At 50.4% G+C, this 18966-nt stretch carries 17 protein-coding genes; 10 read left to right on the forward strand and 7 right to left on the reverse strand.

The features are described 5' to 3' along the window. Positions 1-22: 22 nt before the first annotated feature. Together BUB86_RS17050 and BUB86_RS11205 are read left to right on the forward strand one after the other, a co-directional pair. On the forward strand, positions 23-2047 hold the full coding sequence (locus BUB86_RS17050) for a PP2C family protein-serine/threonine phosphatase (RefSeq protein WP_254795154.1): 2025 nt from the start codon (positions 23-25) through the stop codon (positions 2045-2047). A gap of 86 nt (positions 2048-2133) precedes the next feature. Continuing rightward, positions 2134-2643 (forward strand): flavin reductase family protein, encoded by a 510-nt coding sequence (locus BUB86_RS11205; RefSeq protein ID WP_073209510.1) that lies wholly within the window; start codon positions 2134-2136, stop codon positions 2641-2643. Between the two features lie 190 nt (positions 2644-2833). Here BUB86_RS11205 and BUB86_RS11210 read toward each other — a convergent pair whose 3' ends face one another. From BUB86_RS11210 to BUB86_RS11230, 5 genes are read right to left on the reverse strand one after another with little or no spacing between them, the layout of a single operon-like run. After that, complete coding sequence (locus tag BUB86_RS11210) at positions 2834-3997, reverse strand: AIR synthase-related protein (RefSeq protein WP_073209512.1); 1164 nt, start codon at positions 3995-3997, stop codon at positions 2834-2836. A gap of 38 nt (positions 3998-4035) precedes the next feature. Continuing rightward, a complete protein-coding gene (locus BUB86_RS11215; protein WP_073209515.1) occupies positions 4036-4782 on the reverse strand; it encodes a shikimate dehydrogenase family protein in 747 nt (248 codons plus the stop codon). Positions 4783-4796: 14 nt separating this feature from the next. Further along, positions 4797-5528: a bifunctional demethylmenaquinone methyltransferase/2-methoxy-6-polyprenyl-1,4-benzoquinol methylase UbiE gene (gene ubiE / locus BUB86_RS11220; protein WP_073209517.1), complete on the reverse strand. Its 732-nt coding sequence runs from the start codon at positions 5526-5528 to the stop codon at positions 4797-4799. Positions 5529-5531: 3 nt separating this feature from the next. Beyond that, positions 5532-6488 carry a phosphoribosylaminoimidazolesuccinocarboxamide synthase gene (locus BUB86_RS11225; protein ID WP_073209519.1) on the reverse strand — a complete coding sequence of 319 codons (957 nt, stop codon included), beginning with the start codon at positions 6486-6488 and terminating at the stop codon, positions 5532-5534. After that, positions 6460-7434, reverse strand: coding sequence for a PhoH family protein (locus BUB86_RS11230; RefSeq protein ID WP_073209561.1), 975 nt, complete (start codon positions 7432-7434; stop codon positions 6460-6462). The genes BUB86_RS11225 and BUB86_RS11230 overlap by 29 nt, the downstream gene beginning before the upstream one ends. Before the next feature lie 77 nt (positions 7435-7511). Between BUB86_RS11230 and BUB86_RS11235 the strand changes: the two genes are divergently transcribed. Both BUB86_RS11235 and BUB86_RS11240 read left to right on the forward strand, forming a co-directional pair. After that, positions 7512-8234: a DUF5715 family protein gene (locus BUB86_RS11235; RefSeq protein ID WP_073209521.1), complete on the forward strand. Its 723-nt coding sequence runs from the start codon at positions 7512-7514 to the stop codon at positions 8232-8234. A gap of 32 nt (positions 8235-8266) precedes the next feature. Next, positions 8267-9142, forward strand: coding sequence for a neutral zinc metallopeptidase (locus tag BUB86_RS11240; protein ID WP_073209523.1), 876 nt, complete (start codon positions 8267-8269; stop codon positions 9140-9142). 98 nt (positions 9143-9240) lie between these two features. On the opposite strand, the gene rlmH is transcribed toward BUB86_RS11240, so the two are convergent. Together rlmH and BUB86_RS11250 are read right to left on the reverse strand one after the other, a co-directional pair. Continuing rightward, the gene (gene rlmH, locus BUB86_RS11245; protein WP_073209525.1) at positions 9241-9711 is read right to left on the reverse strand and encodes a 23S rRNA (pseudouridine(1915)-N(3))-methyltransferase RlmH; all 471 of its coding nucleotides are present in this window, start codon (positions 9709-9711) and stop codon (positions 9241-9243) included. Further along, complete coding sequence (locus tag BUB86_RS11250) at positions 9708-11027, reverse strand: GH25 family lysozyme (RefSeq protein ID WP_073209527.1); 1320 nt, start codon at positions 11025-11027, stop codon at positions 9708-9710. Before BUB86_RS11250 ends, rlmH begins: the two co-directional genes overlap by 4 nt. Positions 11028-11447: 420 nt before the next feature. Here BUB86_RS11250 and BUB86_RS11255 point away from each other — a divergent pair, with 420 nt between their 5' ends. The 6 genes from BUB86_RS11255 to BUB86_RS11280 all read left to right on the forward strand — a co-directional run bounded on the left by BUB86_RS11255 (position 11448) and on the right by BUB86_RS11280 (position 18408). Continuing rightward, entirely contained in the window at positions 11448-12953 is a 1506-nt protein-coding gene (locus tag BUB86_RS11255) for a 2-isopropylmalate synthase (protein WP_073209529.1), read from the forward strand. Then, the gene (gene leuC, locus BUB86_RS11260; protein WP_073209531.1) at positions 12950-14347 is read left to right on the forward strand and encodes a 3-isopropylmalate dehydratase large subunit; all 1398 of its coding nucleotides are present in this window, start codon (positions 12950-12952) and stop codon (positions 14345-14347) included. The genes BUB86_RS11255 and leuC overlap by 4 nt, the downstream gene beginning before the upstream one ends. A 106-nt stretch (positions 14348-14453) precedes the next feature. Further along, positions 14454-15050, forward strand: a complete 597-nt coding sequence (leuD, locus tag BUB86_RS11265) for a 3-isopropylmalate dehydratase small subunit (RefSeq protein ID WP_073209533.1) — start codon at positions 14454-14456, stop codon at positions 15048-15050. Beyond that, a complete protein-coding gene (locus BUB86_RS11270) occupies positions 15029-16603 on the forward strand; it encodes an alpha-isopropylmalate synthase regulatory domain-containing protein (protein ID WP_073209535.1) in 1575 nt (524 codons plus the stop codon). Before leuD ends, BUB86_RS11270 begins: the two co-directional genes overlap by 22 nt. A 37-nt stretch (positions 16604-16640) precedes the next feature. After that, entirely contained in the window at positions 16641-17702 is a 1062-nt protein-coding gene (leuB, locus tag BUB86_RS11275) for a 3-isopropylmalate dehydrogenase (RefSeq protein ID WP_073209537.1), read from the forward strand. Further along, on the forward strand, positions 17695-18408 hold the full coding sequence (locus BUB86_RS11280; RefSeq protein ID WP_073209539.1) for a tetratricopeptide repeat protein: 714 nt from the start codon (positions 17695-17697) through the stop codon (positions 18406-18408). Before leuB ends, BUB86_RS11280 begins: the two co-directional genes overlap by 8 nt. Positions 18409-18966 lie beyond the last annotated feature (558 nt).

The raw sequence follows: 18966 nt of genomic DNA on the forward strand, positions 1-18966 counted from the left end.
ATCATTTAACCTGAAATTTTGTATGCAACCTAATCAGTTACGCCCGTTTTTCGGTTTCTCTGTAGCCATCGTGGCTGTAGTATTATTTCTTGGCTCGTGCGGTAAGGCTCGGCAGACAAGTAACTTCAATCCCGATAAGTTTGATAGTCTTGTTTTTGCATCCCGTTCGGTACCTCATACTGTCGATAGCCTGTTGCAGGCAGGAGCTATAGGACGTATAGGTGCCGACTTTTATAGGGTGAACTATTGGAGCGATTACAACGATACGCTTGCCATGGCCATTGCCGATACTGCATTAAATCGCAAGATAGAGAACGATGATGATCGTTACTTTCATTATATGATTGCAGGAATGTCTTATCAGCTCGATTATATTAGCGGACATTATGAGCGCGGCTTGCGACGCACAAGACAGTTTCTCGATTCTGTCGACCCTGATTTTGTTGCCAGTCATAGCAAACTTAGGTCCAATCATTTGATGCTGAACTCTATCCTGGGCTATTATAATATCTATCTTTATCGCTTTGATGAGGCCGAGGCGCAGTTTAAGAAAACGACTGACCTTATAGCTAAATATGAAGCCGACGCTCAAGGCGATTCCTTGGATTTAGCTCTCTACGCTTATATGCGCATACGTCTGGCTACTTCAGCTATGATTGCATACGCTAATATGAAGCAGGATCAGCTAGCCATGAAATGGTTGGAAGTCGGCGAGACCTATCTTAATGACTATGTACAGAAAAATGGTGAAACATCTGCTGCGCAAAGTACATCCTATAAGTTGCTGATGATGAAAGCCTTGTTCCTTAATCGTATGGGACGTGCCGATGAGGCTGCGCTTGCTTACCAGCAGGCTATTAAGAATCCTTATTATAAATCACAGATAGGTCGCCTTAACTCTGTCGATTATCTGCTTGAATCCCATCATTACGAAGAGGCCTTGAAGAATATAGATAATATTGAGGATATTTTGCGCTATCAGAAAAAGGAGTGGAACATCGACAATATCGCAGGTTTTGTTTCTTTAAGGTTCAAGGCATATCTTGGCGCAGGTCGTCGCGATTCAGCCTTGGCCATTGCCACTCGTATCATTTATGCGTTAGATTCTGCCAGAGTATGGGAGAAACGCGATAAGGCAGCCGAGCTGGCCACCGTCTACGATACGAAGGATAAGGAGGCTCAGATAGCCGAGAAAGAAACTTCGCTCCTCCAGACTCGTATCACCGCTTTGCTCGTAGCCCTCGCGCTGTTCTCTGTGTTCTTCATTGTCTATTCCGTTTTGCGCCGCCGTGCAGCAAAACTCAAGGCTGCTCAGGATCGTATCGAGGGCGAGTTGCAGATTGCGCGCGACATCCAGATGTCGATGGTGCCCCACGAATTCCCGCACCGCGAGGGACTTGATATGTATGCCTCGATGACCCCTGCTAAGGAGGTTGGTGGCGACCTCTATGGCTATGTGGTTCGAGGAAATATGCTCTACTTCGCCGTAGGCGATGTCAGTGGTAAGGGAGTTCCTGCTTCGCTCTTCATGGCTCAGGCCACGCGCCTTTTCCGCACTATGGCTAACCAGGGCTTGATGCCAGCCGAGATATGCAAACACATGAATGCCGAGCTGGGTGGCGAGGATAACGTGAACGGCATGTTCGTCACTATGTGGATAGGCATGCTGAACATGGACAATGGTCATCTCTACTTCTGTAATGCCGGCCATAATCCTCCTGTAATCGGTGGTGGCGCTAATCATGGCGATTTCCTCCAGATGGAGTCCAATGCTCCCATCGGTTTGTGGCCCGATCTCGAGTATGTAGGTGAGGAGATTGATACCATCAAGAATCGTCCGCTGTTTGTTTATACCGACGGACTCAACGAGGCCGAAGACCCGCAGCAGGTTCAGTTTAGCGACGACCGATTGCTTGAAATCCTGCGCAACACCCACTTCGACACAGCCCAACAGGTCATCGAGGCCCTCGCCGCCCAGGTAGCTGAGCATCGCAATGGTGCCGAGGCCAACGACGACCTCACAATGCTCTGTCTCCGAGTTAGTTGACAAAAAAAGAGAACGAGTATCACTGCCGGTTCTCCTGAATACAAATTATTAATCAATAACAAAAAAAATTAAATTAAGAATATACAATGAAAGAGATTAATTACAAAGAAATGCAGTTCAATCCGTTCAATCTTATTGGAAGCGATTGGATGCTTGTAACTGCCGGTAACCTGCAGAGTGGCTGTAACACTATGACCATTTCTTGGGGCCATCTCGGCTGCCTCTGGGGGCATAACGATCCCACTGCAGTCATCTATATCCGCCAGTCGCGCTTTACCAAGCAGTTTGTCGATGCCGAGCCCTATTTCACCCTTAGTGTCTTGGACGGTTCGTTTAAAAAACAGTTGGCATATCTCGGCAGCACTTCAGGTCGCCACGAAGACAAGATTGCCAAGGCCGGTCTCACTCCTGTCTATGCCGATAATTCGGTATATTTCAAAGAGGCTAAGATGGTGCTTGTGTGTAAGAAGATGTACGCCCATGAGCTCAGCAAGGATGGTTTCTGTTATCAGGAAACCCTCGACCAGTGCTACCCCCAAGGCGACTTCCACACCATGTACGTGGGTAAAATCGAAAAGATTCTGGTCAGCGAGTAATTATTCCCCGCTAGTTTTTTTGCCGATTATAAGCTCTCGTCACAGGGTGTTACAGTTCTCTAAACAGATCCTTTTTCACAGTCTCGATGGTTAAAATTATAAACTGTAACACTGTAACGCTGTGCGCTATACGAGGCGATTCATAAAAAGAGAGGTTTTCGATTGAAAACCTCTCTTTTTGCAGATATGTTTAGTAATTGAACTCGCCGAATTCGGATTTGATGGTGAGTGACTTTGGACCCTCCTCGATGTGACCAACAATCTGGGCATCGATGTTGAACGACTTGCTGATGTCGATGACCTGCTGGGCAACCTCGGGGCGAACGTAGATCTCCATGCGGTGACCCATGTTGAACACCTGGTACATCTCTTTCCAATCGGTGCCTGAGCACTCGTGGATGGCGCGGAAGAGTGGGGGGACAGGGAACATGTTGTCTTTGATTACGCGGCAGTTGTCGCTCACGAAGTGCAGCACCTTGGTCTGGGCGCCACCTGTGCAGTGAACCATGCCGTGGATTTCAGGACGCAGTTCGTCGAGCAAACGCTTGATGACAGGAGCATAGGTGCGGGTGGGCGAGAGAACCAGCTGGCCGGCATTGACGGGCGAACCCTCAACGCTGTCGGTAAGCTTGTACTTGCCGCTGTAAACCAGGTCGTCGGGCACAGCGTGATCGTAGCTCTCAGGATAGTTCTCGGCCAGATACTTGGCGAAGACATCATGACGGGCTGAGGTCAGTCCGTTAGAGCCCATACCGCCGTTGTAGCGCTTTTCGTAAGTTGCCTGACCAGTTGACGACAAACCTACAATCACATCGCCTGGACGGATGTTAGCATTGTCGATGACGTCAGAGCGCTTCATGCGGCAGGTAACGGTGCTATCAACGATGATGGTGCGAACCAGGTCGCCTACATCAGCAGTCTCGCCACCAGTGGGATAGATACCGATACCCATCTCGCGGAGCTCAGCCAGGAGCTCGTCAGTACCATTGATGACGGCAGAGATAACCTCGCCAGGGATGAGCATCTTGTTACGACCGATGGTAGAGCTGACCAAGATGTTATCGACGGCACCCACGCAGAGCAGGTCGTCGGTATTCATTACTATAGCATCCTGAGCGATACCTTTCCATACAGAGAGGTCGCCAGTTTCCTTCCAATACATATATGCGAGGGCCGACTTGGTGCCAGCGCCATCGGCATGCATGATGTTACAATACTCAGGGTCGCCGCCCAGAATGTCGGGGATGATCTTACAGAATGCCTGTGGAAAGATTCCCTTGTCAATGTTTTTGATAGCGTTGTGCACGTCCTCTTTGGCGGCACTTACGCCTCTCATCATATATCTGTTATCCATGTCTCTTAATTGTGAATTATGAATTGTGAATTAGCGCTTCAGCGTTCGTGCCAAAATTCCCAACTTGCAAAAGCCTGCAGCAGGAGCATCTCAAGACCGTTCTTAACCTCGGCGCCGTATTTCGCACCATTGCGCATAAACAAGGTCTGGTCGGGGTTGTAAATCAGGTCGTAGAGAATGGTGTGCTGGTCCATCGCCTCGTAAGGCAGTTGTGGGCACTCGTCGGTATGTGGATACATGCCTACGGGCGTGCAGTTGACGATGACGTTGTACTCGCGAACCACATCGGGTGTGATACTCTGATACTGGATGGTATCAGGGCGCTCGTAACGGCTTACAAATACGGGTTCTATGCCTAATGACTTCAAGCCGTAGTTGATGGCCTTTGATGCGCCGCCGGTACCCAGGATGAGTGCCTTTTTGTGCCACTTGGGGTCGATCATCGGTTCGATACTCTGGGTGAACCCAATAACATCGCTATTGTAGCCCTTGAGCAGGGTCTTATTCTTCTGATGAACCACGCGGATGACATTGACGGCTCCGATGGCGCGTGCCTCTGGCGAGATACTGTCGAGGAAGGGAATGACCTTCTCCTTATAAGGAATAGTGACGTTAAGACCTCGCAGATTGGGGTTGCGGTCGATAATCTCGGGCAGATCGTCAATCGTGGGAATCTCAAAGTTCTCGTACTTGGCATTGATGCCCTCATCGGCAAACTTCTGGTTGAAGTAGCTGATGGAAAACGAGTGGCCTAAAGGGTAGCCGATAAGTCCGTACTTGTCCATTTTTTTTTTAGTGTTTATTTAGTTGCGAAATACATCGTACAAATACCAAATGTGAGTCGGCGGAACGAGGCTTCGGCAAAGCCTGCCTTCATCAGTATGTCCACCATGCGCTCGCCCTGTGGAAACGCCTCGATAGTCTTGGTGAGGTATGAGTAGGCGCTGGTGTCGCGCGAGATCAGTCGGCCGTAGACGGGCAGGAAGGTATGTGAATAGATGCGGAACAGCTGCTTCATAGGGAAGCTGACGGGTGAGGTGAGCTCTACTATGCTGAGATGACCACCGGGTTTGAGTACGCGGTACATCTCGCGCAGGCCTGCATCGAGATCGGCAAAGTTACGAATGCCGAAAGCAGCGGTAACAGCATCGAAGGTGTCGCTATTATAAGATAGGTGTAAGCAGTCCTCCTTCTCGAAGGTCACTACATCCTGCAGTCCAAGGGCTGCTACCTTCTGGCGGCCTATCTGCATCATGCCCTCGCTGATGTCGGCGCCAATCAGGCGCTCCGGCCTTAACATTTGGGCTGAAAGTATGGCGAAATCGCCTGTGCCGGTTGCAATATCGAGCAGCGACTTGGGGTGGAATGGCGCCAGCTGCTTGATGGCTTTACGGCGCCAACCCTTGTCGATATCCCACGACAGACGGTGGTTCAGTTTATCGTAGGTAGGGGCGATGTTATCGAACATCTGCTCTACCTGCGAGGCTTTCTCACCATCGTGATAGGGGTTTATTTTCTCCTGCTCGTACATATTTTAGCGGCTCTTGAATGCTGATAACCAAGCACTTACGTTCTTCTCGATACGCTCGGCAATGTCGTCCTCGCTCTGCTCGCGCTCAAACTTCTCGCCTACGATGTGCTCGTAGAGCTCGATGTAGCGGTCAGATACACTCTCGGCATACTCGTCGGTAATCTCAGGCATAACTTGGCCGGGCTCGTTCATGAAGTCGTGCTCAATGAGCCACTGACGTACGAACTCCTTTGACAGCTGGCGCTGGGGCTCGCCCTTCGCCAACTTTTCCTCGTAGCCATCGGCATAGAAGTAGCGGCTTGAGTCAGGGGTGTGAATCTCGTCGATGAGGTAAACTTTACCGTCGCGCTTACCAAACTCGTACTTGGTATCAACGAGGATGAGTCCGCGCTTGGCGGCAATCTCCTGTCCGCGAGCAAAGATCTTGCGGGTATAGTCCTCCATGATAGCGTAATCCTCGGCTGATACGATGCCCTGAGCAATGATTTCTTCCTTAGAGATGTTCATGTCGTGACCCTCATCGGCCTTGGTTGTTGGGGTGATGATGGGCTCTGGGAAACGCTCGTTCTCCTTCATGCCATCGGGCAGCTTCACGCCGCACAGCTCGCGACAACCATTCTTGTACTCGCGCCATGCTGAACCAGTAAGGATGCTACGGATAATCATCTCTACACGGAAACCCTCGCACTTGAGTCCTACGGTTACCATAGGATCGGGTGTAGCCAACTTCCAGTTAGGGCAGATGTCGGTGGTTGCATCCAGGAACTTGGCTGCAATCTGGTTGAGTACCTGACCCTTGAAGGGGATTCCCTTTGGCAATACGACATCGAATGCCGAGATACGGTCGGTGGCAACCATTACCATCAGATCGTCGTTGATGTTGTAAACATCGCGTACCTTTCCATGGTACACGCTCTTCTGTCCTTCGAACTTAAAGTCTGTCTTTGTTAATGCTTTCATTGTTTTTATATTCTTTATCGAATTCTTCGTATGCATTGACGATGCGGGTAACGAGCTTGTGGCGCACGATGTCTCCGCGATCCAGATTGACGATGCCGATACCCTCTACGTTATTCAGGATGTGCAGGGCTTCGATGAGTCCGCTCTTCTGCGAGTGGGGCAGGTCTATCTGGGTCATATCGCCCGTGATGATCATCTTGGTGTTCCAGCCCATACGGGTAAGGAACATACGTATCTGGGCGGGAGTGGTGTTCTGCGCCTCGTCGAGGATGACTACGGCATCGCTCAGCGTGCGACCACGCATAAAGGCCAGCGGAGCTATCTGAATGATGTGTTTCTCCATCATATCTTGCAGCTTGACCTGTGGCAGCATATCCTCGAGTGCATCGTAGAGTGGCTGCAGATAAGGGTCAATCTTCTCCTTCATGTCGCCAGGCAGGAATCCTAACTTCTCGCCAGCCTCTACAGCTGGGCGCGATAGAATGATTTTCTTAGCAGTCTTGTCCTTCAGCGCCTTAACGGCCAGAGCGATAGAGAGGTAGGTTTTACCTGTACCAGCAGGGCCAACGGCAAAAATCATGTCGTTTTTGTTGTAGGCCTCAATAAGTTGCTGCTGATTAGGGGTGCGCGCCTTGATGGGGCGGCCTGACATAGAATAGCAAACTACGCCGTCGGGCACGTCATCGCGTGTGCGCTTACCTTTAATAATATCCAGGATATCCTCGTCGCCTAGTGAGTTGAAGCGGAGCACATGGGCTCTCAGTTTTTCGGTGCTTTCCTCGAATGCAGCCATCTGTTCTTCATCGCCAAGCACGCGGATAACGTTATCGCGAGCCATGATACGCAGTTTCGGAAATAGCGAGCGAATCATCTGTAAGTGCCCGTTGCCAACCCCATAGAATATCACGGGGTCAATGTCTTCTAATACGATATGTTTCTCTATCAAATGCTGAAGTTTTTTAAATTTGGGCACAAAGTTACAAAAAAAATATGTATCTTTGCAACGCAAAACGGAAAAAATAAATGAAACTCTCAAAAAAAAGATATTTATTAAGTTTTACGGCTGTGGTTCTGGTGCTTGCAGCGGTGCGTGCAGCGTTTCCGGAGGTGGCTGAAAGTTCGAGTAACGAGGAAGGAGTAACGAGTTCCTCGAATCCCATTCCACCTTCCACAAAGCCACACCGCATATTCTCCGTTCCTAACTTCAAAGCTTGTTTCCCTGATACTCAGGCGGTGCAGTTACAGGCGGCCCTGAAATGGGGTGTTAAGCGCGTGAAGGACCGTGAGGATGCTGAAAAACGTAAGAACGAACTGGTTTATGTTGGTGCAAATCCATATTTTCACGTAGACCACCTGTATTCTAGTATTCCTTATTTGGTGCCTCGTGCGGCGGTATTGTTGCAGGATATCGGTTCAGCTTTCTTCGATAGCTTGTATGTGAAGGGTATACCTTTGCATCGCCCAATAGTTACCAGCGTGTTGCGCTCGGAGGCTGACGTGGTGAAGCTGCGCAGACATAATGGCAATGCTACCGAGAACTCGTGCCACATGTATGGTACTACCATTGATATATGCTACAACCGATTTGAAACGGTTGAGAATCCTGATGGACCTGCGCGCCGTGCGGTGCGAAACGACTCGCTTAAATATGTACTGTCGGAGGTGCTTCGTGATATGCGTGAGCAAGGCCGATGCTACATTAAATACGAGGTGAAGCAGGGGTGTTTCCATATGACAGTAAGATAATTCAGAATTCACAATTAATAAACCTAAAAGCTATGAGATTAGACGGAAGACGCGAAAGCTCGAATGTTGAGGATCGCCGCGGATTGAGCGGTGGTGCTAAGGCTGGTATCGGTGGTATCGGCGGTATTATCCTGATTGCTCTGTTTACCTTTCTTCAGGGTGGCGATGTGACCGACGTGGTGAACAACGTTGTGCAACAGACCATGCAGGCTCCGACAGAGACGGTGGGCGAGGAAAACTTTACTGAAGAAGAACAGGAATTGGCCTCTGACTGTAAGAAGATTCTGGCCTCGACAGAGGAGGTTTGGACTAAGGTGTTCCAGGACAACGGTTGGGGCGAATATCAGTATCCTACGCTGGTGCTGTTTACTAATCAGGTAAACTCTGCCTGCGGTTCGGCTACGGCTGCGGTTGGTCCGTTCTATTGCTCGGGTGACCAGAAATTGTATGTCGACTTGTCGTTCTTCACACAGATGAAACGTCAGCTTGGTGTAGAGGGAAATACGTTTGCCTATGCCTACGTGATAGCTCACGAAATAGGTCATCATATCGAGTATCTTACAGGTACACTGAATAAGGCGCATTCGGCTATGAATCAGACAGATAAGGTGACGGCTAACCAGATTAGTGTACGCCTGGAGTTACTGGCAGATTACTATGCTGGCGTTTGGGCTCACTATGAAGACGCGATGAATCACTCGATGGAGTATGGCGATCTGGAGAAGGGCTTGGAGTTGGCTAAGGCTATCGGCGACGACTGGTTGCAGAAGAAGGCTCAGGGTCGCGCTACACCTGAGTCATTCACTCACGGCACCAGCGAGCAGCGTAAGCGTTGGCTGAAGCGCGGATTTGAAACTGGCGACATGCGCACCAGCACCTTCTCTGTTCAAAATTATAATAATCTTTGATTTTATGGCCTACGGATTATACGGATTTTACGGATTTAATTAACTGCGACGGATAATAATCCGTAAAATCCGTATAATCCGTAGGTAAAATATAAACTTTATTCGTGATGATAAGGTTCACCTTTAATAATGGTGCAGGCACGGTAGATTTGCTCTGTGAAAACAAGGCGAATCATCTGATGCGAGAACGTCATTTTTGATAAAGAAATCTGCTCGTTGGCCCTTGAGTAAACGGCTTGCGAGAATCCATACGGTCCGCCAACGACGAATATCAGTCGGCGGGCTGTATTTCTTTTCTGCTCCAGCCACTTGGCAAACTCTATGCTGCGGAATTCCTTACCATGCTCATCTAGCAGTACAACGGTATCGCTAGGCTGAATCTGCTTTAGAATCAGCTCGCCCTCGGCCTGTTTCTGTTGCTCCTCGCTCAGGCTTCTGGTATTTTTGAGTTCAGGGATAGTGAATAGCTCGAAGGGCATATAGTGGCCAATGCGATCTACGTAATCGTTGATGCCTGCCTGGAAATGCTTGTCGGTGGTCTTACCAACCAAAATCAGAATCGTTTTCATTTTATCGATTTTTGGGCCACAAATTGGTCGAACTGACTCTTGTAGCCGTTAAACACATTGATGTCAACATCGCCTGTGATGCCTTTGACGCGACCATCGGAGCAGAGTTGCCAGAAGGCCAGACGCACATCGGGCTTATATTCGCCGTAGCGGGCTATCCATACATCGTAGTCGCGCTTAATGTCGGGTACCATACCGAAATACTTGTTGATGAACATCTGGTTTATATATAAAATAGGTGAAACGCCGCAACGGGCTTTGACCATACGGAGCCAAACGCGAATCTGCCGGAACATCTTCTCAGGGCCGCCGGCTGCTGCTATCTGTGCATCGCTGGGTTCCACATCGAGCACAGGAGGCAGATCGCCTTTCAGGAACTTGGTGTGTTTGATGAAATGCTGAGCCTGGGCTGCACCCGAACTCTTGAGCGAGAAGAAGTGATAGGCACCGATGGGGATGTGGTGCTTGCGAGCCTGGGCGTAATCGTTGGCATAATACTTGTTGGTGATGCTGATGCCCTCGGTGCTCTTGATGAAGATGAACGATACGGGGTAATCGGCCTTGCCGTGAACATTCTTGTGCGTTTTGCGGCCTAGGTAGTTGATGCCAAGTTGTTTCCAGTTGATAGGGAACTTGTGGCGACCCTTGCCGTGTTGATAGCGGGCGATGTCGATGCCGTAGATGCGCTCAGAGGTGTACTTCATGCGTTCGCCCCAGAATCGGCCTTTCTTCCATTCGCCAACCTGTAGTCGGGCATCTTCGCCTGCTAGCGTGAAGAGTTGGATGCCGAATCCGTCGCGAGCATTATCAACCCAGTGGCCTTCGAAGTAGCTGCCATCAGCAATGTAAGCGCCGTGACCGTGGGCTGAGGTGCCTCTGAAATCACCCAGATAGGTGCCCAGCGTATCGATGCGGAGACCCGTCTTGATGGTGTCGGCATCGTAGGTGCCCACAATCGTAAAGCCAGCAGTGTCTACCGCTAGGGCTGTTCCCTCGTGTATACGATTGCGCCATGTTCCTACGTTCCAAACGGTTAGTCGGCGGGCTGGTTCTATGCTGAGTCGCTTGCCGTTGGCAAAGGCGGCTACTATTTCGTAACCTTCATCCATCACGTTGTGACGGTCGAAATAGTATCTGAATTCGTCGTCGAGACCTGCGGGGATGGTGTCCTTGGTCAGGGTGTCGGCATGTGCGGGGATGGTTTGTCTGATGGCGGCGCTTAGCTGCATGCCTTGGTGGGCAGGGCGGGGCAGAAGGTAAGTTGATGCCGACAACAGCAGAAGGGGTGATATAATAGATATTAATACCTTTTTCATTTATTTACTACTTTTCGGATGCAAAGATACAAAGAAATTTCTTATATTTGCAACCAAAATCGCTATAAAATTAAATATGTGTATGAGGAATTGATATTGATTTATGCCAGTAAAAATGGTGAAAAGTAATAAAATGTTAGTTTTTTAATTAAAAAAGTTACGATTTGTTTGTTTATTCCAATGAAAAAGATTAATTTTGCACCCGAAATTAAAATTGAGATCAAGAATGAAGAGTCTGAATCTACTTAACGGCCTAATTATTATTCGACTGCATGGGGCAGGCGGAAGTGATTGAGGTGCGCGTAGATGAAGCATTAAAGAGTAAACATAAAAATATTAAATACGAGCCTTTCTCACTTCCGAGTGTGAAAGGCTTTTTTGTTGGATATACAAACAAATTTAAATAAAAGACAAACAGAAATGAGTGACAGATTGTTTATTTTCGACACAACGCTCCGCGACGGCGAACAGGTGCCCGGATGCCAGTTGAACACCGTAGAGAAGATTCAGGTGGCAAAGGCGCTGGAGCAGTTGGGCGTGGATGTGATCGAAGCAGGATTCCCTATTTCAAGTCCAGGCGACTTTAACAGTGTGATTGAGATTTCAAAGGCCGTAACCTGGCCGGTGATTTGTGCGCTGACTCGTGCCGTAGAGCGCGATATCGACGTGGCTTTCGAGGCGCTGCAGTATGCCAAGCACAAGCGTATCCACACAGGTATCGGCACCAGCGACGAGCACATCCAGTTTAAGTTCAATTCTACACGTGAGGAGATTCTGGAGCGAGCCGTAGCCGCCACTAAGTACGCCAAGCGATTTGTGGACGATGTGGAGTTCTACTGCGAGGATGCCGGACGTACGGACAACGAGTATCTGGCACGTGTGGTAGAGGCTGTTATCAAGGCCGGAGCCACCGTTGTGAACATCCCCGATACTACCGGATACTGTCTGCCACAGGAGTATTTCGACAAGATTAAGTACCTGAAGGAGCACGTTGATAATATCGACCGCGCCATCATTTCAACCCATTGCCACAACGACTTGGGAATGGCTACTGCCAACACCTTTAACGGTGTGATGGCTGGTGCCCGCCAGGTAGAGGTGACTATCAACGGCATAGGCGAGCGCGCAGGAAACACATCGCTCGAGGAGATTGCCATGATACTGAAGTGTCACAAGCAGTTGGGTATTGAGACTAACATCAATACCACCAAGATATATCCCACCAGCCGCATGGTTTCGAGCCTGATGAACATGCCGGTTCAGCCTAACAAGGCCATCGTGGGTCGTAACGCGTTTGCACACTCTAGCGGCATCCATCAGGATGGCGTGCTGAAGAATGTGCAGACCTACGAGATTATGGACCCCAAGGATGTGGGTATCGATGATAACAGCATCGTACTGACTGCCCGCTCAGGTCGCGCTGCACTGAAGCATCGTCTGCACGTGAACGGCGTTGATCTCACCGAAGAGAAGCTCGACAAGGTTTACGAGAAGTTCCTGGCTCTGGCCGACCAGAAGAAAGAGGTGAGCGATGCCGATGCATTGATGCTGGCTGGCGCCGATACTGCTGATACGCACGCTGTTCGCCTCGACTTCCTGCAGGTTACTACAGGTAAGGGCGTGAAGAGCGTGGCCTCTATCGGGCTCGACATCAGCGGACAGAAATTCGAGGCTGCGGCATCAGGAAACGGTCCTGTAGATGCAGCTATCAAAGCGCTGAAGAAGATTATCATGAAGCAGATGACGCTGAAGGAGTTTACCATCCAGGCTATCTCGAAGGGCTCGGACGATGTGGGTAAGGTGCACATGCAGGTGGAGTACGACGGAAGCTTGTACTACGGATTCGGTGCCAACACGGATATCGTGACTGCCAGCGTCGAGGCATACATAGATTGTATCAACAAATTTAAAAAGGAAGACGAATGAACACATTATTTGACAAGATTTGGGATAAGCACGTGGTGCAGCAGGTAGAGGACGGACCCACTCAGCTCTACATCGACCGTCTGTACTGCCACGAGGTGACATCGCCTCAGGCTTTCGACGGCATGCGTGCTCGCGGACTGAAATGTTTCCGTCCCCAACAGATATACTGCATGCCAGATCACAACACACCAACGCACGATCAGGACAAACCCATAGAGGATCCTGTATCGAAGAAGCAGGTTGACACACTGGCTAAGAACGCTGCCGAGTTCGGACTGACACACTACGGCATGATGTCGAAGGATAACGGTATCATCCACGTGGTGGGGCCTGAGAAGGGCCTGAGTCTGCCTGGTATGACGATTGTCTGTGGCGACTCGCACACCTCTACACATGGCGCTATGGGTGCTGTGGCTTTCGGCATCGGCACCAGCGAGGTGGAGATGGTGATGGCCTCGCAATGCATCCTGCAGCAGAAGCCTAAGTCGATGCGAATCACCGTGAACGGCCAGCTGGGCAAGGGCGTTACCGCCAAGGATGTGGCGCTGTACCTGATGGCGCAGATTACCACCAGCGGCGCTACAGGATATTTCATTGAATATGCGGGCTCAACCGTTGAGGCGCTTTCGATGGAGGGCCGACTGACGCTTTGTAACCTCTCGATAGAGATGGGAGCGCGAGGCGGTTTCATAGCTCCTGATGAAACCACATTCGAGTACCTGAAGGGCCGCGAGTTTGCGCCTAAGGGCGAGGAATGGGATAAGGCTGTGGCTTACTGGAAGACGTTGAAGAGCGGCGATGATGCAGTATTCGACAAGGAACTCACCTTTGATGCTGCCGACATCGAGCCCCGCATCACCTACGGCACCAACCCCGGTATGGGTATTGGTATCAACGACGCCATCCCCGAAAGTACACAAAAAGAACCGTCCCTTTTGTGTACTTTCGAGAAGGCGCTGAACTACATGCAGTTTAAGGCTGGGCAGAAGTTGCTGGGCACCAAGGTAGATTATGTATTCCTTGGTGCTTGCACCAACGGCCGAATAGAGGATTTCCGGGCGTTTGCATCAATAGTTAAAGGCCGCAAGAAGGCCGATGATGTGGTGGCTTGGCTGGTGCCTGGTTCGTGGGCTGTGGATAAGCAGATTCGCGAGGAAGGTCTCGACAAGGTGCTGGCTGAGGCTGGTTTCGAGATTCGTCAGCCCGGATGCTCGGCCTGCTTGGCAATGAACGATGATAAGATTCCCGCTGGCAAGCTGAGTGTGAGCACCTCGAACCGTAACTTCGAGGGTCGCCAGGGCCCCGGTGCCCGCACCATCCTGGCATCGCCCCTCACAGCCGCAGCCGCTGCCATCACGGGCGTCATTACTGATCCCCGAGAGTTATATAAATAGGTATAAGAGTTTATTCACTCCACCCCCTGGTCCCTCCTCTCGAGAGGAGGGGAATATTGAAGGAAAACGTTCTCGAGAGGGAGTGGGGTCGATAAAAATAAGAATTATGAAACAAAAGTTTGATATAATTACCAGCACTTGCGTGCCACTTCCTTTGGAGAATGTGGACACCGACCAGATCATACCCGCGCGATTCCTCAAGGCTACAACCCGCGAGGAGAAATTCTTTGGCGACAACCTGTTTCGCGACTGGCGATACAATGCCGACGGCACGCTGAACAAGGACTTTGTGCTGAACAATCCTGAGTTCTCGGGCTGCATCCTCGTGGCAGGCAAGAACTTCGGTTCGGGCTCGTCGAGAGAACACGCCGCCTGGGCCATTGCAGGCTACGGCTTCCGCGTGGTCATCAGCTCGTTCTTTGCCGATATCCACAAGAATAACGAGTTGAATAACTTCGTGCTGCCGGTGGTAGTGAGCGAGGCGTTTCTGGCTGAACTCTTCGATAGCATCGCCAAGAATCCGAAGATGGAGGTGGAAGTAGACCTTCCGAATCAGACCGTTACCAACAAGGCTACCGGAAGCAGCGAGCACTTCGACATCAACGGCTACAAGAAACACTGCTTGATGCAGGGACTTGACGACATCGACTTCCTGGTGCAGAACAAACAGAAAACAGAATTATGGGAACAAGCGAACAAGTAAATAAGTACAAGCGCATACAGCCCTTCGTGGAGATTATGGACTCTACGCTGCGCGATGGCGAGCAGACCAGCGGCGTGAGTTTTCTGCCTCACGAGAAACTGATCATAGCCCGCATGCTGCTGAACGATCTGAACGTGGATCGTATCGAGGTGGCATCGGCGCGAGTGAGCGAGGGCGAGCGCGAGGCGGTGAGCATGATATGCCGCTATGCCGCCCGTATCGACAAGCTGGAGAGGGTAGAGGTGCTGGGCTTTATCGACGGCGGAAAGAGCGTTGACTGGGCTGCGGAGTGCGGCTGCCGTACGCTGAATCTGCTGGCCAAGGGCTCGCTGAAACACTGTACCCACCAACTGCAGAAGTCGCCCGAGGAGCACATCGAGGATATCATCCGCGAGGTGAAGTATGCCCACACCAAGGGCATCACCGTCAACCTGTATCTCGAGGATTGGAGCAACGGCATGAAGGAGTCGCCACACTATGTCTATCAACTGATGGACGCGCTGTGCGATGTGGGCATCCGCCGCTTTATGTTGCCCGATACGCTTGGCATCATGAACCCGCTGCAGTGCGTGGAGTATTTCCGCAAGATGGTTAAGCGCTATGCCGACACGCACTTCGATTTTCACGCCCACAACGACTACGATCTGGCCGTTTCGAACTCGCTGGCTGCGGTGCTGAGCGGTGCCAAAGGTCTGCACGTAACGGTGAACGGCCTGGGCGAGCGCTGCGGCAATGCACCGCTGTCGAGTGTGCAGGTGATTCTGAAGGACCAGTTCAACGCCCGCACCAACATCCGCGAGGGTAAGTTGAACGACATTTCGCGCCTTGTCGAGAGCTACAGCGGCATTGTGGTAGCGCCCAATCAGCCTATCATCGGCGATAACGTGTTTACCCAGGTGGCTGGCGTGCATGCCGATGGCGACAAGAAGGATAATCTGTATTGCAACGCCCTGGTGCCTGAGCGATTCGGGCGCCGACGTGAGTACGCGCTGGGCAAGAACAGCGGCAAGGCCAACATAGCCAAGAACCTGGAGGAGCTGGGTCTGGAGCTCACGCCCGAGCAGACGCGCCGCGTAACGCAGCGAATCACCGAGCTGGGCGATAAGAAGGAGATAGTGACGCAGGAAGACCTGCCGTTCATTGTGAGCGACGTGCTGAAGCACGATGCACCCGAGGATAAAGTAAAACTTGTAAGTTACGTAGTGTCAACGGCTTACGGATTGAAGCCTGGTGCTAACGTGAAGGTAGAGATTAACGGTCGCGCGTACGAGGCCTCGGCTACCGGCGATGGTCAGTACGACGCCTTCGTGAAGTCGCTGCGCTACATCTACAAGAAGTATCTGGACCGCTCGTTCCCCGTGCTGCAGAACTACGCCGTTACCATCCCGCCAGGCGGACGTACCGATGCCTTGGTGCAGACCGTCATCACCTGGAACGACAACGGCAAAATCCTCCGCACCCGCGGACTTGATGCCGACCAGACCGAAGCTGCCATCAAGGCAACTTTCAAGATGCTGAACATCGTAGAAAATGAAAAAATAAATGAGTTATAATAATTAATAACCGTAGGCAATACAAAATAATAAATATATGAAACTGAATATTGCAATTTTAGAGGGCGACGGAATAGGCCCTGAAATCATGAAACAAGGTGTGGCTGTGCTCGATGCTATCGCAGCTAAGTTCGGTCACGAGTTTACTTATACCCCCGCCATCTGCGGCGCTCATGCCATCGAGGAGGTGGGCGATCCTTACCCCGACAGCACCCACGAGGTGTGCATGCAGGCCGATGCTGTGCTGTTTGCAGCTGTGGGCTCGCTGAAGTTCGACAACGATCCTACCGCCAAGATCCGTCCTGAGACTGGCTTGCTGGCTATGCGTAAGAAACTTGGCTTGTTTGCCAACGTGCGCCCTGTGGCTACCTTCGATTGCTTGCTGCACAAGTCGCCTCTGAAGGAGGAACTGCTGCGCGGTGCCGACTTCGTAGTGATCCGCGAGCTCACCGGTGGTATGTATTTTGGTGCGAAATATCAGGACAATGATAAGGCGTATGATACCAATATCTACACCCGTCCAGAAGTTGAAAGAATTCTTAAAGTCGGTTTCGAGATGGCGATGACCCGCAAGAAGCATCTCACTGTGGTCGACAAGGCCAACGTTCTGGCATCGAGCCGCCTGTGGCGCCAGATTGCCAAGGAGATGGAATCGCAGTATCCTGAGGTTACAACCGATTATATGTTTATCGACAACGCGTCGATGCGCGTGCTTACCGAGCCTCGCTTCTTCGATGTCATCGTGACCGAGAATACTTTTGGCGATATCCTGACCGACGAGACTAGCTGTATCACTGGCTCAATGGGCTTGCAGCCCTCATCATCGCTGGGCGAGCATACGCCGCTTTTCGAGCCCGTACACGGCTCTTGGCCGCAGGCTGCGGGGCAGAACCTGGCCAACCCAATAGCTCAGATCCTGTCGGCCGCTATGCTGCTTGAGCACTTCGGGCTGGAGCAGGAGGGCGGTTTGATTCGCCAGGCCGTAACCGCATCGCTCGATGCCAACGTGCGCACCCCTGAGATTCAGGTGGAAGGCGGCGATAAATATGGTACGCGCGAGGTAGGAGAGTGGATAGTAAACTATATCAAGAATGCGTAAACTAGTATCTCTAGCCAGGCTAGATAGGTTAGTATATCTAGTATTTCTAGTTCTGTTAGCTTCGGGGCCGATCGGCCCCGAGGCCAACGCGCAAACGCCCAAGCAATGGCGCGATTCGGTGTCGGTGCTGATAGCACAGCTGGACAGGCAGCCCAATAACATCGACCTGCGACTGAAGAAGGCCGAGGCTAACATCAACCTCTCGCAGTACGACTATGCGGCCGATGAATATAGTAAGGTACTGAAGCTGGACGAGCGCAATCTGGCGGCGCTTTATTTCCGTGCCTTCTGTCACACCCAGCTGCGCCATTACGACATGGCACGCGCCGATTACGAGGCTTTTCTGGCTATTCACCCCGAGCACTTGGAGGCGCACCTTGGCTTGGCGCACGTTCTGCAGCTGCTGAACCGCCGTGCTGATGCCGTAGACGAGCTGAACCGCAGCGTGCAGATGTTTCCTGACAGCGCCGATGCCTACGCTGCCCGCGCTGCCTACGAAACGCAACTTGAACAGTATGATGCGGCCATTTATGATTGGGATGAAGCGATACGTTTACGTCCGAATGATGCCGCTTTAACAGTGTCGAAAGTGGATATTTTGCTGAGTTTAGGTCGTAAAAATGAGGCTCGCGAGGCTCTTGATAAAGCCGTAAAGCAGGGTACACCCCGAGCCGCACTGAAAGAATGGTTCGATAAATGTAAATAAAAATACTTTTTGTCTAATAAGGGCGTTTTTATCCCTATTTTGCGGGTATTAAATGTAATAATTGTGCTGATTAATAGTAGATAATATTTCTATTAATTGGCGCAATTTTTTTTATCTTAATTGTATTATAATTTTGTCTAAAAAAATATCATAGTTTTTTTTATTTCAGTAAAGGTGTCAACGATTCCAGTAAAGAGTCAACTTATTCAGTAAAGCGGCTGTCAACTATATCAGGAAAAAAGCAATAAACTGTCAACCAAAATGGTTCTTCTGCAATTTAGTTGAAAAGAACGATAGTTTATCGGCTATATCAATCGCGATTTATTCTATCTAGTTTGACAAGATTTGCGAATGGTTTTATTTATATATAATTAACTGACAATCAATAATATACGTTGCAAAAATATTAGGATATTTGACAAATTTTTCGTAACTTTATATCGCCAAACATAAAGGAAAAATCAATGTACAAATACCCTAACGGCGACAAAGTTACAACAAAAAAATTGGAATACGGCAATTTGGTCACGACAAAATTGCCGGAGTGTGATGGAATCT

The organism is Xylanibacter ruminicola, from assembly GCF_900142525.1.
GTDB lineage: Bacteria > Bacteroidota > Bacteroidia > Bacteroidales > Bacteroidaceae > Prevotella > Prevotella ruminicola_A.